Origin of the sequence: Thiomicrorhabdus sp. Milos-T2 (genome assembly GCF_000702325.1) — a bacterium.
Taxonomy (GTDB): domain Bacteria; phylum Pseudomonadota; class Gammaproteobacteria; order Thiomicrospirales; family Thiomicrospiraceae; genus Thiomicrorhabdus.
On sequence record NZ_KL370891.1, the window covers coordinates 2,065,416 to 2,079,229 of the forward strand.

The following is a 13,814-nucleotide window of genomic DNA, read 5'->3' on the forward strand; positions in this document are numbered from 1 at the left end:
ATTAATCGTAAAAAGAGTTTTCTTTTAATACTGCAATAAACTCTTCGTAAGAAATAGGTTTACTCATTAAATATCCTTGAAGCAAGTCACAATCATGAGAGACTAGCCAGTCAAATTGCTCTTGTGTCTCGACCCCTTCTGCAACCAATTCTAATCCTAATTTTTTAGCCATACTAATGGTTGCACTGCAAATCGTCATATCACTTTCATCAGCAGGGATTCCATCAACAAATGATTTATCAATTTTAAGTTCTGAGATAGGTAAATCTTTAAGATAGGACAGTGATGAAAAGCCGGTTCCAAAGTCATCTAATGCAAAAGTAAATCCAATTTCAGACATCTCTGCAAAAAGCGCCTTTGGATCCAATGCATTATCTAAAAAGGCGCTTTCGGTAAATTCAAAGCGAACCTTATTAGGCGCAACCTTGTTTTCCTGAAACAAACTTAATAAACGTGAAGTCAAATTGGGGTTAGTCAACTGCTTAATACTAAGGTTAATAGAGATGTGTTTTAGCGTGCTGTATGAAAATAAAGCGTCCATATGGTTAATGTCATTTAACACTTGTTCAACAACAAACATCCCCAATTTATCAATCAGCTCTGACTCTTCTGCGATTGTAATGAAATAAAAAGGCGAGACTAAACCAAATTCTTTTGAATTCCAGCGTACCAAAGCCTCCGCACCAATCATCTGCATATCTCGATTATATTGAGGTTGGTACACAACAAAAAATGGCGATTCTCCAGAATCTACTTGATACAAGTCATGCCGCAAGGCAACTTCCATTTTAAAACGTTCAGCCATAGACTCTCCAAGAGAGTCTGTATAAAAACGAAAAGTATTTTTGCCCATAGATTTAGCTTGATACATCGCGCTATCAGCCTGCATTAATAAGCTGCTAACCGAGTCATTAGAGCTATCGCTCACGGCAATTCCTATGCTACAGGAAACATGAACATGATGTTCATCTACGGCTAACCCTTTAGTTAACTCTTCTAATAATAATTTAACGATATTTTCTACCTGAAAAATTGCCGCTTCAATCTTATCGGCAAGTTCAGGAAATAGCATGACAAACTCATCCCCGCCAAAGCGCGAAACTGTCACACTATCAGACATCATATTTTTAATTAATTGACTAAATTGAACCAACAACTTATCACCAAAAGCATGCCCAAAAGTATCGTTAATTTGTTTAAAGTTATCTAAATCAATAAAAACAACCGCAAGGTGATGATGCTCTTTTTTATGACATTGAAGGTTTTGTTCTAGACGGTCATTGAATAACCGTCGATTTGGTAATTCGGTTATAGCATCATAAAAGGCCAAAAACTGAAGCTCATCTTCAATTTTTTTACGCTGAGTGATATCCGAAAAACTGCCAATATAATTAGTGACATTTTGGTTATTATCTAAAACTTGAGTAATACGCAACCATTCAGGGAAGATGTCTCCATTTTTCTTTCGGTTCCAAATTTCACCTTGCCAACAACCGTTTTCTGCAACCGTTTTCCATAATTTTTTATAAAAAACATCACTGTGTTTTCCCGATTTAAGCACACTCATACGTAAGCCAACGACTTCAGATTCGGAATACCCTGTAATGGCTTGAAAGGCTTTATTAATTCTTAAAATCACACCTTGGTTATCGGTGACGACAACCGCTTCCTGTGTTTCAAATGCTACGGAGGAAAGTCTTAAGGCCTCTTGGTCTTTTAACCTTTGGGTAATATCAATACCTGTGGCAATAATAAACTCTATATTGCCATGCTTATCATGCAATATAGAGTTATGCCAATCAATAGCAACCAAACTACCCTGTTTTGTTAAAAGTTGATTTTGATGTTTATTTGATTGTTCGTCTAAAGTAAATCCTTTAAAGGCAAGCTTAGATTTTTCAATATCGGCTTCTGGAATTAACTTATCCCAAAGTTTTGATCCCACCACCTCTTTAAAATCGTAACCCGTAATTTTCTGAGCCGCTAAATTAAATTGTTCTATCACCCCATGCGGATTTAAAACAACCACAATAGCATCCATGGTTTCAAGCAAACGTTGATTCATACTCGTTTGCTGCTGTAATTCATTGGCTCTTTTTTCAACCTCCATGGTTACCATCTGCAACATCAAACGGTTTTGTTCATTTTCTTGAGCCTCGGCATATTGCTCATAAGCAATTAACAAAAATGAAACTAACAACATGACAACAATAGCAATCACTACCATTATTGATAAACTTCCGGCGCCAACTCCCTGTTCTAATACTGTGCAATAAGAGTTGTAATTAAATTGTGCCGCTGCCATGCCCGAGTAATGCATACCCGAAACCGCTAAGCCAATGACCAGAGAAGAGACTAAATTTTCTTTAGAAAAGAGATGGTGACTAATTTTATTGGACGCTTTAATAAATAAACTTAAACCAATATAAGAGGCGCTGTAAGCAATAATCAAAGAGAGCAATAAAAGCGCAGTGTCGTATTGTATTTTAGGAAACATCTGCATTGCGTCCATGCCTAGATAATGCATGGCAGCAACCCCTGAGCCTAATACAAAGGTGCCATAAAGCTGACGTTGTTTTTTGGTATTAAAATCTTCTGACAAAAGAACCCAAAAGGCTCCATAACTGGCTAAAACGGCAATAAGTGCGGAAATAATCGTTCGAATAGGTTCAAAGGCAAATGGCACATCTAAATGCAGTGCAAGCATTCCAACAAAATGCATTGCCCACACGCCTAGCCCCATATTAACGGAGGCACCCATTAACCACCAATTAGAGGTATTTTTTTTATGCCACACAATAAAGCTGGCAAATGCAATCGCTAAAAAACTGGTTAAAAAAGAGATTAAAAGCGACCCTAAGACAAGGTAAACGTCATACTCTTTATCTAACGTTAAAATCGGCATATTAAAACCAATACTAATAAGTGATTAATTTATAGAGACCTTTGCACCCAAGGGCATAAACACGAGATAGGTGCGAAAGAAAAATAGGCGTGAGTACCCCTTGAGGGTAAAAAATTTGCCTGATTCTCGACTTACCCCTTCGGGCGTCGAGTTCTTCGTTTGCGGCGGAAAACGCAGGGAATAGCTAGCTATTCGCAAGTTGTCGCCCAACGGAAGTGCCCTTGGGGTACAACAAAAATCGGGTGAATTTTTACCCTCAAGGGGCACCTAGAACCATTTTTACTCGTGCATACTCTAGTGCAAAGGTCTCACAATATCTTAGTCTAACAACTCTCTGGAAATTAATACAGTCATATACGTAAAATTGCAGTTTATTTTTTTATGTTTTGATTAGTTTAGTCAATAATAAATTTAAGGGCATCGGTTTGACCACAGCAAAAGATTGGTCAAAATGTTTTTTAATATTGAACTGTGAACGCATAGAACAGAACTAATAGCGAGGTATATAAAAAGATGGTGCGCTTGAGAGGATTTGAACCCCCGGCCTCTCCCTCCGGAGTGCTGCGTCAGCGAGCATAATCACACCGAGAGCAAAAGTCGATTTTTAGGAAAATTGAGGGCTACGTCAAATTACATTTTCACTAAAAATTTCTAACGACTGTTATTTCAAAAAAACAGAAAAAAATTCATACTAAACTCTCAAACCCTTATAATACAAGGCCTAACAAAACGCGCTTGTAGATCAGCTGGATAGATCGCTCCCCTCCGGAGGGAGAGGCCGGGGGTTCAAATCCTCTCAAGCGCACCATTTCTTTTTGAGTGTAGCTCTAAATCTCCAATTTTTCTTCTGTGACAGATTTGTGCCAACTATGGTGACATCAAAAACGGCAATAACCGAGTGTATCTTTTTTCTGGTCAATGACAAAATTACAATTACTTGCTATTAGACTTAGTAATCAATTTAAACTCTACACCGGTTCCTTTGACTCGGCGAGTTTCGTATCGACCGGGAAATTTATTAAAAAATTCTGAGAGTTTGTTTAATCCGAAACTTCTAGGATCAAAATCAGGTTTAAGGCGTTTTAAATATTTACCAACTTCATTGAGTTCGGACCATCCAGAATCATCACTAAACTTTTGATAGCCCTGATGCATTAAACGCCAAATTTCTTGTTCTAGATTTTTACTTTTACTATTCTCTGATTGTTCTTCAGAACCTTCATCACTAGTAAGGTTTTCAACGGCAATAAAATCATCACAAGCATTTTTAAAGGCTGTTGGTGTCTTTGCCTTCCCAACGCCAATAACATGCATTTCAGATTCTCTTAAACGTGTTGCAAGGCTAGTAAAATCACTATCACTAGATACTAATGCAAAAGCATCAAACCGACTGGAATATAGCAAATCCATAGCATCGATAATCATCAGTGAGTCTGTTGAGTTTTTTCCGGTAGTGTAAGCAAATTGCTGCTTAGCTTGAATAGCTAAAGCGTTTAGCGGTTGTTTCCAGTTTTTCAACTGATCCATAGAAAAGTCACCGTAGGCACGCTTAACAATAATTTGTCCAAACCCCGAAAGTTCATCTAAAATCAGGTGAAGTTTTGTACTTGGTGTATTTTCTGAGTCGATTAGTACTGCAATTTTTTTATTTGGCATTTTTCTCTACCGATATATTTTTTAATTGGATGAGTTTGATGTTGTGAGCAAACAACTTCTCTTGCATGATGGCCAGTTGCGCCTGCTTCATTAATTTTGCATATTCGGACATCTCTGAAGATGATTGAACCATTTCCTCTAAACAAGACTGATACTTTGGCAATTGTTGATAGTACACGTTTTCTCGGGACCAGCTTTTCAGTTTGTTTGGACTCATGCATTCGAAATCAGGTAGGATGATCACGTCCAAATGTTTGTGTCCTAAACGGCAAAGACCGGCGGGGTCGAAGTCAAAAAATCCGATGCGTTCGCCGCCAAAACTTTCTAAAAACTTAATTGATGCATTGGTGGAAAATATTCCCGCTCCACCACGGTAAACCAATAATGCATCCGGCTTAAGCTGAATCGAAAACTGTTGGTAGTCTTCAGCCTTTAAGAACAATTCTAGGTTCTCAATTAAAACGATTTGCGATGCTTTTATTTGAAGTGCTTCATCGACATTGAATTCAATGCCGTGTCGTGGCGGGAAATTCACACGATCAAGCTGAAAAGGTTCGTTAATTGATTTAAGCAACAGTCGATTATCAGTTACAGCTTTGGTTGCCATTTTTTCACTTGGTAAGGTATTTGCCGCATGTGTTCTTGAGGAAAAGTCTTTTTCTTGAGAAGCTAGTGGGTAACCGTTAATTTCCAGAAAACTTTTTATCTTGTTTATATCAGAAATGCCAAAAATAAGTTCTTTACCTTGCACTGAACCAATCATTTCCGAATCATAAAAGTTTTGCCAACCTTTACCCAAAGCAACATGGGTAGAGACTGCGTTTTGAATAATCTGTTGCAGTTTTTTTAGCTGTTGCTTATTTAGTTTCATGCCACTATGCCTTTAATGATATTGATTTCAATATCTGACAACACATAAATATTTGAATAGTCCGATAAAGGTTTTTCAATACGCTTGTTAGAACAGAGCCATTCGCTTCCATTTAGATCCTTTTGCAACTGCTCTAGCCAACGATTTGCATAGGAGAGCCAGGCATCTAGACTGAGTAATTCTTGCAGTTGCAAAGTGTTTTGCCAAAAGCTCACCACAGAGATTGGTGAATCCGCAGCAAGTATTTGTTTCGAAAATTCTGATTTACATGCTTCTAATTGCTTCCAAAAATGTGCTTTAATTTCTTCAACCGTCGTTTCTCGTTCGATGACAGACTTCTCTGAATCGGTTGCTGTTGAAGAAATTACATCCGGCATTGAAATTTGAACAACCAAGTCTTTAAAGCGGCTTTGATTAATGAAACTCTCATCATCAAGTCGATATCCGGCTTTTATTTGTGGAACCGCATTTTTGACGAGTAATCCGGTGAAATCCTCCACATACAAGGATTCAAAATTCGGTTGAAAGGCCTTTTCTTCAAGGGCGTTCAGAATACGCTTTAAGCGGCGGGTTCTTAGCTCAATCCGGCGGAATGAGAGACTTAACTTCTGGATTTTACGAATCACCAATCCAAGATATTTTCGTAAAGCGCTAAGCTTATTATCCAGTACCGATAGAATAATTCGTTCCAATTCTGGATGATTAGAGAAGTCTTTGAGTTCTCGATAGGTTAAGCGGTTAAGTTTCTCAAGAATTTCTTGGGTGTGATTGAGATAAAAATCGGTTTCTGCAATTTTGTCTTCTAGTCGTTTGATGTGACCAAATTCATTGCTGACTTGCGAATCAATATCGCGAATTGAACCTTTTAAATTTGACGTGAGCTGATGGATATAACGGTAAATAAACCGTTTAACAGCAAATAGCTCAGCATCATTTTCGATCGATGCTCGGGCGAAATGTTCACAACGATGTTTAAATTTGGTTACCCATTCGCCAATATCCGGTGTGGTATTGGATTCATAGTTGGAAGAGTGGATGGCGCTTCTAAGTAGCTCAAAATTTTCACCTGGAAAAAAACTGTTTAGCTCCAGCTCTTCAATAATGCGTGAGTTTTTTAATAAACCTAAGCTTTGCGAAGCCTCGATGAGTTCGATTGGATCGGCTTCAATAAGGTCTAAATGGGCTAAAAATTCGGAATTTTTCGTAATCGCTTCGCCAAGTTTTTTAATCTCGTCAGCATTCAAACCACAAGCTCCTTTTGCGAATCATCGCTTTGTTCCATCAGACTTGGTGCCTGATGTTGCACGATTTCTTCAAATAGTTTGATGTAATAAGCGAGCTTTCCTGTCACGGTATAGTGTGTGCCAGAGCCGTCCGATAACAGAAAACCTTCTTCTTCCATCGTTTTAAGAACCGAGCTGAGTTTTTCTCCCAAACTGGATTTTGAACGTGCGGTTTTAAACAAACTATGTGAGCTTAAGGCCCTTAACGATTCTTCTGTTGCCTGACTATTTTCAATGGCTGTAATTAATTCTGAATAGCGGTAGATATGCTCAATATCAGCGTATTGATCATCATTGTTTGCTTGGGCAATAAAATCCAAGAAGGCCAATAACGGATGCATTAGATTTACGATGTACTGCAAATGCGATTTCAATGCTTTAGCATCCGCTTTATCTTCAAGATTGTCGTAAGCCGCATAAAAATAGGTTTGTTGTTCATCACTAGCCAGCTGCATACCCACATAACCGAGTCCTAAATCAGAGTATTCTTGACCGCTATTTGTCATTAGCCAGTCAACAGCTTTTTCCTCGGTAACAATACACAAGATCTCACCGCTAATTATACGTCGTAGCCAATTTTTCTCTTCCATCTTTAACCTCCAGCCACTTCTAAAAATGCGACACCTGCAGTTTTTAGCGTGTCACCTTCTACTTTAATGATCTTACCGGATTCGATGATTTCATAAATGTGTTTAAACTGGCTTAAAATTTGAGGATCGGTGCGCGGCTCTGCGCAGAAGAAATCAACGCGCTCAGCTTTAAGAATGTTCATTAAGATTTCGATATTGTCCGGATGAAGTTTTCCAATCTCGTCAATTGCCCAGACCAGTTTGACATTTTGACTTTCCCCAAAGGTGTTTTTAATCGCCATATAGAGCGCGATTAGAATCAAAAAGCTTAAACCTTCACTGCTAATATCTTTAAGCTCTTTGTCATTTCTCGCACGACGCAGTTGAATTACGCCGGTATTTTTAACAGCCAATTCCACATCGATAAACTGTTCCAGCTTCATCCCACGACCGTAACGTTCAATCTGCTTTAATGCCCATGAAAGCTTGTCAAAATAACTTTCCGGTATCGCTTCGTGTGTCGGTAAACGTTGAACTTTTCTGGCCTCTTCTGCTGCTTGGCGTAAAGCTGCTCGATAGCCCAAACTTTCGATATTAGAGGAGATTTTCGCCTCGATCGATTCAATATTAGAAAACGCGGTTCCGGCTTGATTAAGCTTGTTGGAGATACTTCGACCTCGTTCGACAATTTTTTGCGCAATCGTATCCAGTTTGGCATCCAGCCCTATAACATCACCAGCAATGGTATGAAACTCTTGCTGGGCAGCGGTAATCAAGCCGTCAATTGTTTTCATTACATACGCAAGCGAGTCAATTAAATCACGCCAATTTTGGGTGGAATCGATTTCACTTAGACCGTTTTCAATCAATAATTCTCTTAAGCGTTCGGAAAGCTCTTGGTTGTCGCGATTTCGCAGCGCGTAAATAAAGGATTTATAGCCTTCTTGGCCATTTTTATTTTGCTCCTCGATATTACTGACTAAGCCTTCGAGTTGCTCACGCGCCATTTTGACGACCATAACAGCATCGTCTTCTTTCGCCGTAAGAGAATCGCGTTTGTAATAATTCTCTAAAAGGAAATTAAAGGTTTTGACCTCGTGGTCGCAATCATCTAAATCCTTAGATAAAATACCTAAACGTTTTTTGAAGTTTTCTTTCACTTCATCTAGGCGGTTTAACATTTCTGAATGTTGGATGCTTAACTGCTCTAGCTTAGAAGTCAGTTCAGCTATAGTTTGTTCTAATTTAGGTCGTAAGCTATATTCACTCTCATACCAAACTTGGTATTTTTCAACTTCTTTTTCAGCTTTCACGGCCGAACTATGCTGTCCATTCAGCTCTCGCAAACGTTGTTCAAGCTTGGCAATTTCTTCGGTACGCGCACCGGCATCTGAAAGATCTTTGTTTTTAGCTTGGTTAATTCGCCTAAGCTCTTGTTCAGTTGTATCATCCAAACGTTTATGTTCAGCGTCATAATGGCTTTTTGCATCGGTTTTTTGTTGGGAAAGCTTAGTAATTTGCTCATCAAATTGTGTTTGTGCCAGTTCAATTTGTGCTTTCTGCTCTAGATCTAACGATTGTTTTTCGACCTGCAGAGAGTCGATTTTTGCTTGAATTTCGCCGGCTTCTGCTTCAAATTCCAATACTAATTTTTTCTTTTCGACCTCCTGGTTTTGACGCTGTTCTGAGAGTCGTTTTTCTAAGCGTTTTTTGTCTGTCTTTAAGACATTAAGCTGCTGGTCAAAATCGGCTTGCTGGTTTTTATCAGCTTCTAAACCTTGATTCAAAAATTGAATTTTATTTTCGGTATCGGTTTTTGATGCTTCTAGAACTTGTAGATTTTGACCGATTTTAGCCGCCTGTTTTTGTAACTCGGCCTTGTCGGAAATCAGTTGAGCAGGGAATTGAGTAAAGTCGATATTCAACCCCAAGAGCCCATGATCTCTTTCAGTTATTTCCAGTTGATATTTTAACGGTGCTTTTAAGACGTTTCTTCTTAGCACGCGAGCCGCTAGCTCCGCTTTCTGAGGAGATAAGGAGTTTAATTGATAATAAAACGTCTGTTCAAGATGTTTCAGATCGTCACGATTTTCATCAAGACTTTGATTAAGCTCTGCAACGGTTGAACTAATTCTTTTCAGTTCAGTTAATTCCGCAACACGTTGGTTCTGCGCAGAATTTTTCTCTGTCTGCAGTTGATTAATCGCCTGCAATAGCTGGGTATGATTTTGAACGTGATCGTTTAACTTTTTTTGAATGCTGTTGAGATCCGATTCATTTTGCTCAGTTAGAGGGGAAGACGGTTGCTGGATTTTTAACTGAACTGCTGTTTTGTCATCTTTCAGCTTATCGAGTTTATTGTTTAATTCCTCTCTACGAACAGTGAATCGTTCGTAAATTCGAGTCTGTTTCTCTGATTTTTGATCAGTTAATTCACGTTCTTGTTTGTCAAGTTGTTGCAGCTGCTTATCGTATACCGATCTCAGTTCTTCCCGTTGTTTTAACTTGCGGTTCTCGGCTTCACTGGTGGCAACCTCATATTGCTTAGTAATATGTTGAAAATTGCTTTCAAGCGCTTTTTTCTCGGCTTTAGTTGAGGCGACTTGCTCAGTTAAATGCGGTAGCTGTTTAACAAACTGCTGTTTTTCCTCAATACCATTTTGGTGATAATCATTGTATTTCTTATTCAAGTTTTCTAGTCGAGTAGTCTGACTTTTAGATTCACCTTTTAGTTCACCAATCTGTGAAGAGAGTTGCTGTATTTGATAGTTTTGCGCATCGATTGCCTCATCTCTATCATGGATTAGCTTATTTCGATCAGAGGTTAACTGTTGTAGCTGTTCGGAGTAGTGCTGCCAACTTTGCAGAATCCGATCGCCTAAAACCGACTTCTCTTGTTCCCAGTTTTTCATTAGCGAAGCAGCTGTACGAATATCGTCTAGCACAGGCTGTTTTTCTTTAAAGCGTTTCGCTTGACGCAAAAGGTTTTGTTGCTGAATAAGATGTTTTGAATCGAAATTGGAACCGAAGTCTTCTTTTAAGAAACTGTCCAAACCAAGAATTCCGTCAGCAATCAAACTGCGGATAGCATGCAAACTGGGTTTGTTGGCCAGAATGGAAACAGCAATCTTTTCAATATTATCCAAGCTTTGATTTGGCGCACAGAGGGAAAATTTCAGTTTTGCTTCGTTAATCTTCTGACTATCGCGGTCACGACCAGTGATACGTTTTCCAGACTGAATTATCTGCTTATACTGACTCCAGCTAAATGCCGGAGAGACTTTGCGTTTCGCCACCGATTGAATATGCGATTTAATTTCTGAACAATCAATAAACTGTCCGGTTTCATTTACAAAGAGTGCCTCGTCAAATAAACCTTCACAGAAATAGTAAGTCACTTCATTCCGGCTTTTGGCAAACGCAATCACCAAGAAGTCTTTATTGTCTTTTTTATACTGATAAACCAGATAGCTTGAGATTGAAGGAAGATAGTAATCGGCAAATCGGTTGTTCTTACCCGAGATAGAGGCAATGTCCTTTGCAGGTGCACCAAAGAAAAGTAGTATCAAACGCAGGATACTAGTTTTCCCTGCGCCATTTGAACCTTGAATCAAAGCGCCATCATCAACGCTAAACTGATTGATTTTATGACCTCTATAAGAGTTCACTGTAATGATTGAATTGAGATAATTCATTGACTAATTCTTTCTTCTTAGTAATTTATGTTGAGTAGATAAAAAAGTTTCAAAAAACTTAAACAGCTCTTAGCTTCTCAAGCTATTGATCAGATTAAAATCCGATGGCAATCCTACCTTAAAGCCATTATGAGTCACATAATTCGCAGGTGTTTCCTCAACACCAGAAGATCCTGCCTTGTGTTCTTCAACACAAGTCCCTGTTAAGGCTCTCTCAATAGCAACTTCTAATGCTTGTTCATTGGTTTGGCTAACCATAAAAGTTATCCTTCGTTTCGTTTTAAACTAATTCCAAAAAGGGTCATCTTGCCAGTTATCAGGCAGTCCCATCATAGCTTGGTTAATTTCAGGGTAGTTATTAAACAAGCTAAACAACTTATTTTTCCAGCCATCATGAGGGCTAATTTGAGTCATAAAGTGTTGCAGGATACTTATTAAAACCGCAATACGCATATGATCTTGATGTTCTCTATGATACTCAGGCCAAATAATATCTGAATTTTTAGGGAGTTCAGGTTTTAAACCCAACTCCCTATTCCATAATCGACTGTGATGGGCGCAAATATTACGGATTGCATTCAGCGTTTTGAGCCATGACTCAAGCAAAGGCATTGTTAATCCAACCTCACGTGCAATATCTTTCTTATCAATGTCTTTAGCCAGGCCAGCATAAAGGTGTGATAACTCACCCAGTGTAAGTTCTTCAAGCATAGCCCAGCTGGGCATTAAATCAGGAAATTCATAATTAATAGGATAGTGACGAGCGTAATTTTCTTTAGCTCGCTTTGCTTTCAGCTGTTCTTTTTGCTGTGGCGTTCGGTTTCGCCCTTTATCAATTCGAACACACTCTTTTTGGTAGTTCTTCAATTCTTGGCTTTGTTTATAGTCAATAGTCTGAAGAAGACGGTAATAGGAATAGTATTTTTTAAATAATGAACGATCTAGATACCAATGAGAGTCATCATATTTAGGGCCCATATGGTTATTAATGATAGCTCTGATTGCAACTTCAACTCGTTCAATTGCAGCAATTAAGTGGAGTCGCAACTTTCGATCAAATTCATAGGTTTGCGTAATTTGTTTAAAGGTCGTACCTTCTCGAAACCTATGATCTTCAGCATTAGGGACTTGATAAGGGCGCATGTAAGCACTTAGGCGAAAAAAGCCAACGGCTTTTAGAAATAACTTAGCTCTCTCTTCATTTTGAATAGTTAATCCACGCTCTTTAAGCATTAAGACTTGTTGATCAACATTAATGGCGGGTTTATCAAAGGCTCGCACATGAACCTCCAATAACAAATAAAAAACGCCCTAAAGTGTGCTTGCATGAGAGGCATAGAGCGTGTGTCAAATTTGGTAAGGAATTACTTTTACAGGCGTAAAAAGTAAAAAACCCGCTCGATTTGTGCGTAACTTGCGGACAAGTCATAGGCATGGCGGGTGTGTTAAATATAAGTTTAGTTACATGAACCGATAGTGTCAAGAATTTTAAGAGGTTCAATGTAAGCATTTATGGTTCCTAAGATAAAATTTAAATAGGCTTTTTGGGTATACCTGCCTATCATGCACTCTTTAATGAACATTGATTTTAGTGGTAAAAATACTAATTCTCAAATTTTTATCTGTTTTTATCTAGGTTAATGCTTAGTTTTGCTATAACAAAAGAGCTTAAATGAAATTACTACTTTTATTCGGTCTCTTGAGTAAATATTACCTTTTCAGGCTTTATTGGTAACGATTTCAAAGGCGAACTACTCGCATATGACACCTTACCAGAAGGGATAAACTGCGAGGTGGTTTCTAAGTGAGTATCTTGATCATCAAAGAAAATATGTGCCTTAAAGGCACGTAAAATTTTGGATTTTTGAAGTCCACCTAAATTGCAACATTTATCATTTTTATAAGTCTTTCATCATTTCAATCATAGCAATGACCTTTAAATTTTTTTGAAGACGCTAGATTTAGATAACTTAGGTTTAGTTAACTTAGGTTTAATTAACTTAAATGTGAATTCCCACTAAAGTAGGTAACTGATAAAGAGAGCTCTCTCATCTACTCCATAAGTTGTTACTTATATAAAAGTCGTTAATTAAGACAAAAAAATACCTGTGAGGATTGGTTTTAATAGTGTGTTACTATTTTTTTGTACTCAGAAATGAATACCTTTAAAACAAAATGCTGTCCGTAAAACCTTTTGTTTTAAAACTCTGACTGTTCAACCTGGGTTTAATTTATATTCAAACCAAGGAAATTTTCACATGAATAAATTTGTAATTTTAATGGCATGCGCCCTTCTTTCCTCTTTCTTCTCTGTGGCACAGGCCAATGAGTCTTCTAAGATGGATGATCGTCAGAAGCTTATCCAAGAGCAGATGGAATTATTGGCTAAAGCACAAAATTTAATGCAACTTGAAATTCAAAGCCACTTTAAAAGAGCTCAAACCATTCAGAAATACCAAATGTGTTTACAGGCTGGTATTAAAAAAGATGATTTTAGAGTGTGCAAGTTGCAATTGAAAAAAGACCAAAAAGCATTAGATGAAGAAGTTGCGTCTTTACGTAAATTAGACAAATAATTATTTGCCTTAAAATAGAGACCTTTGCATGGCTTTGCATGAAAAAACCTAAGGGCAACTTCATGCAAAATATTAAAACTAATGCAAAGGTTTTTATTGATTCAAGCCATCGCTAAAACACCAAATTATCTTAGATTCCCCTAACCTGCTCTTAAGCATTTATCAACATACCAGATACCGTGTTTGATTTTCATAGTCAAGCACCAATCTTATATTCTGGATCAAAGGGTTTACCACTCTTCAGAATAGCATAAACCAG

Annotated in this window: 9 protein-coding genes, 1 tRNA gene and 1 pseudogene; 2 read left to right on the forward strand and 9 right to left on the reverse strand. The window is 38.0% G+C overall.

The window, feature by feature from the left end:
* Position 1 precedes the first annotated feature (1 nt).
* The gene (locus tag BS34_RS12675; RefSeq protein ID WP_051640782.1) at positions 2 to 2,905 is read right to left on the reverse strand and encodes a bifunctional diguanylate cyclase/phosphodiesterase; all 2,904 of its coding nucleotides are present in this window, start codon (positions 2,903 to 2,905) and stop codon (positions 2 to 4) included.
* 731 nt (positions 2,906 to 3,636) lie between these two features.
* Here BS34_RS12675 and BS34_RS0109375 point away from each other — a divergent pair.
* Positions 3,637 to 3,713, forward strand: a tRNA-Arg gene (locus BS34_RS0109375).
* A 125-nt stretch (positions 3,714 to 3,838) separates the two neighbouring features.
* Here the strand turns inward: BS34_RS0109375 and BS34_RS0109380 are convergent.
* The 8 genes and pseudogenes from BS34_RS0109380 to BS34_RS13235 all read right to left on the reverse strand — a co-directional run.
* A complete protein-coding gene (locus BS34_RS0109380; RefSeq protein WP_029408265.1) occupies positions 3,839 to 4,561 on the reverse strand; it encodes an NYN domain-containing protein in 723 nt (240 codons plus the stop codon).
* Positions 4,551 to 5,432 (reverse strand): DUF7281 domain-containing protein, encoded by an 882-nt coding sequence (locus BS34_RS0109385; protein ID WP_029408266.1) that lies wholly within the window; start codon positions 5,430 to 5,432, stop codon positions 4,551 to 4,553. The genes BS34_RS0109380 and BS34_RS0109385 overlap by 11 nt, the downstream gene beginning before the upstream one ends.
* Positions 5,429 to 6,676: a hypothetical protein gene (locus BS34_RS0109390; protein WP_029408267.1), complete on the reverse strand. Its 1,248-nt coding sequence runs from the start codon at positions 6,674 to 6,676 to the stop codon at positions 5,429 to 5,431. Before BS34_RS0109390 ends, BS34_RS0109385 begins: the two co-directional genes overlap by 4 nt.
* Positions 6,673 to 7,221 (reverse strand): hypothetical protein, encoded by a 549-nt coding sequence (locus tag BS34_RS0109395; RefSeq protein ID WP_158661000.1) that lies wholly within the window; start codon positions 7,219 to 7,221, stop codon positions 6,673 to 6,675. Before BS34_RS0109395 ends, BS34_RS0109390 begins: the two co-directional genes overlap by 4 nt.
* 86 nt (positions 7,222 to 7,307) lie before the next feature.
* On the reverse strand, positions 7,308 to 10,979 hold the full coding sequence (locus BS34_RS0109400; protein WP_029408269.1) for an ATP-binding protein: 3,672 nt from the start codon (positions 10,977 to 10,979) through the stop codon (positions 7,308 to 7,310).
* A gap of 69 nt (positions 10,980 to 11,048) precedes the next feature.
* On the reverse strand, positions 11,049 to 11,237 hold the full coding sequence (locus tag BS34_RS0109405) for a hypothetical protein (RefSeq protein WP_029408270.1): 189 nt from the start codon (positions 11,235 to 11,237) through the stop codon (positions 11,049 to 11,051).
* A 27-nt stretch (positions 11,238 to 11,264) separates the two neighbouring features.
* Complete coding sequence (locus tag BS34_RS0109410; RefSeq protein ID WP_029408271.1) at positions 11,265 to 12,260, reverse strand: Abi family protein; 996 nt, start codon at positions 12,258 to 12,260, stop codon at positions 11,265 to 11,267.
* Between the two features lie 406 nt (positions 12,261 to 12,666).
* A pseudogene (locus tag BS34_RS13235) lies at positions 12,667 to 12,864 on the reverse strand (5'-nucleotidase); the annotation flags it as partial.
* A gap of 373 nt (positions 12,865 to 13,237) precedes the next feature.
* On the opposite strand from BS34_RS13235, the gene BS34_RS0109415 reads away from it, so the two are divergent.
* Entirely contained in the window at positions 13,238 to 13,555 is a 318-nt protein-coding gene (locus tag BS34_RS0109415) for a hypothetical protein (RefSeq protein WP_029408272.1), read from the forward strand.
* Positions 13,556 to 13,814: the final 259 nt, after the last annotated feature.